At 56.1% G+C, this 551-nt stretch carries 1 rRNA gene; it reads left to right on the forward strand.

The annotated features are described in order from the left end of the window. Window positions 1–104 precede the first annotated feature (104 nt). Window positions 105–551, forward strand: a 23S ribosomal RNA gene (locus tag ACFP2E_RS18550); the annotation flags it as partial.

A 551-nucleotide genomic window follows, 5' to 3' on the forward strand; every position in this document is an offset into this window, starting at 1 on the left:
CCCGTGCGGAACGGTTGTTCTGTGTCGGGGGGTTGGTGGGGTTGTTGTTTGAGATCTGCATAGTGGACGCGAGCATCTTTGTAGTGTGTTGTGTTGTGTTTGTGAGACAAGCTACGAAGGGCACATGGTGGATGCCTTGGCATCAAGAGCCGATGAAGGACGTAGGAGCCTGCGATAAGCCCTGGGGAGTTGGCAACCGAGCTGTGATCCGGGGATTTCCGAATGGGGAAACCCAGCTGGAGTCATGTCCAGTTACCCGCGCCTGAATATATAGGGCGTGTGGAGGGAACGTGGGGAAGTGAAACATCTCAGTACCCACAGGAAGAGAAAACAAAAGTGATTCCGAGAGTAGTGGCGAGCGAAATCGGAAGAGGCTAAACCTCGTGCGTGTGATACCCGGCAGGGGTTGCGCATGGGGGGTTGTGGGAGCGTGTGGAGTGGTCTGCCGGCCGTTCACGCAGTAAGAAACCTCATCTGAAGTTGAAGCCCATTGGAACGTGGCACCGTAGAGGGTGAGAGTCCCGTAGGTGTAAGGGTGAGGCTGCGACGCG

The organism is Nocardioides sp. GCM10027114, from assembly GCF_042659625.1.
Lineage (GTDB): Bacteria > Actinomycetota > Actinomycetes > Propionibacteriales > Nocardioidaceae > Nocardioides.